This window comes from Hoylesella enoeca JCM 12259, from assembly GCF_000613405.1.
Taxonomy (GTDB): domain Bacteria; phylum Bacteroidota; class Bacteroidia; order Bacteroidales; family Bacteroidaceae; genus Prevotella; species Prevotella enoeca.
Genome location: NZ_BAIX01000093.1, coordinates 1 through 2,152, shown reverse-complemented (window position 1 = coordinate 2,152; position 2,152 = coordinate 1). Strand labels below are relative to the sequence as shown.

At 47.9% G+C, this 2,152-nt stretch carries 1 pseudogene; it reads left to right on the top strand.

Going from position 1 to position 2,152, the window contains the following annotated elements:
- Positions 1-63 precede the first annotated feature (63 nt).
- A pseudogene (locus JCM12259_RS15595) lies at positions 64-2,152 on the top strand (DUF2958 domain-containing protein); the annotation flags it as partial.

The following is a 2,152-nucleotide window of genomic DNA, read 5'->3' as shown; positions in this document are numbered from 1 at the left end:
GGTTGGGAGATACAAGTATTGCCTCCCGACCTTTTTACCTCCACTTTATTAAAAGAAAACACTATGGCATACAATAAGAAAGAAGTCCTGCAAGCCAACACGGAAGCCATCCGTGTGGTCTTGCGATTAGAAAAAGAACGCCGCGAAGCCACCGAAGCTGAGAAAAGTATCTTACGGAACTATCAGGGCTTCGGTGGCTTGAAATGCGTGCTTAATCGCACGGACACCCCCGACGACATACGCTATTGGAGCAAGTCTGAGCAGAATCTCTTTGAACCTACCCAACAGCTCAAGCAGATGATTTATCGTGAAGCCTTAGATGCCAATACCGCCAAGCGGTATTGGGAGAGCATCAAGGCAAGTGTACTGACCTCCTTCTATACCGATACCCGTATCGTCACCGCCATTGCCGATGCTCTCACTTCTGTAAATGTACCCATACGTCGATGTTTGGATCCTTCGGCTGGCATGGGTGCCTTTGCCGAAACCTTTGCAAGGCAGGCTGGAGTTGTAGATGCAATGGAAAAGGACCTGCTCACTGCTCGTATCAGCCAAGCCCTGCACCCTTATGGCAAAGGTAACATTTTCGTCCGGAATGAGCCTTTTGAAGCCATTGGAGAGTTAGAAGACAAGGACAAGTATGACCTTGTAACAAGTAACATTCCCTTTGGTGATTTCATGGTTTATGACCGAGAATACAGCAAAGGCAAGGACGCTCTCAAGCGTGAGTCCACACGTGCCATTCACAATTACTTCTTCGTGAAAGGTCTGGACTGCATCAAGGAAGGTGGCTTACTGGCATTCATCACTTCACAGGGTGTTTTGGACAGTCCTCGCAATGAAGCCATACGTCGTTATCTCATGCAGAACAGCCGCCTTATCTCCGCTCTCCGACTGCCATCGGGTATGTTTTCAGACAATGCAGGAACGGACGTAGGCAGTGACCTCATCGTCCTGCAGAAGCAGACAGGTAAAGAAATCAGCAAGGGCATCGAACAGCAGTTCGTAGAAACCGTTTCTGTTCCCAAGGAAGAAGGCTCTTCTGTCGTCTTCAAGCATAACTCTCTTTTTGTAGGAGAATGGAAGGACATTTCTCATCGCACCATTGCCACAGAGCGCATAATGGGTACAGACCCTTACGGAAGACCTGCATGGGAGTATCGATTCACGGGAGGGATTGAAGAAATGGCAGAAAGTCTCCGAACACGAATCTCCCTTGAAATGGGACAACGTATCGACCGTAAGCTATATCAGACCGGTATACCGATGACAGAGGAAGAATGGCAGGTGAGTTGATGAAATGCTGCAAAAATTAGGAGTTTCCGTGCAGGCGGAAGGAAAACCGCAAATGCTGGAAACAAAGGAGGAAGACGATACTGACGCCCATAACCTCATGCCCGACAGTATCAGGAAACAGTTGCCAAAACTTTACAGCACGGAAAAGGAACTCATAGGCGATAAGGTTGCCTACGCACGCTATTTCTTCCCTATGGGAGCATACACAGCCTACCTTCTGGAATATGACCCCAAGAGCCGCATTGGTTTTGGTGCCGTCACGATGGGCTATGGCTGGGAACTTGGCAATATGTCCCTTGATGAGATGGAAGGCGTGAAGGTAAGAGGACTGGGGATTGAACGCGACCTGTATTTCTCTCCTAAGAAATTGCACGAGATAGCCGAGTTGGAAGAAATCGTCAGGGAACAATATACCAAAGAAGAAGTGGTGGCAGAGGAAATCAAGGAAGAAGCGGTAACAAATACAGAAGACACGGTTAAGAAGACTGTGAACGGTACTTCTGGAATCAAGATATCCAAGGAAGAGTTGGAAACTGAAACAGAAATTAATGTCGGGCAAGTCATAGAACCGGACGATTTTACCATTACCAAGGCACAGGCAACAGAAAATACCGTTTCCAATGGAGAGACTACTCCATTGCAACCACCATCATCGGAGTCTGTACCACAGCAATCTGTGTCAGAGCAACCATCCATAAACGTTGAACCTGCACCCGAAGGTGTACCCGCCTTGACACTTCACCGACAATACGAACAGGAAAGGTCGGAAATCCGTACGGATATTGAAGCCCCAAGAGAGATGAACGGACAGACGGTGTTCTTTGACGACGATCATCATCCAGTGGTGGACAATAAT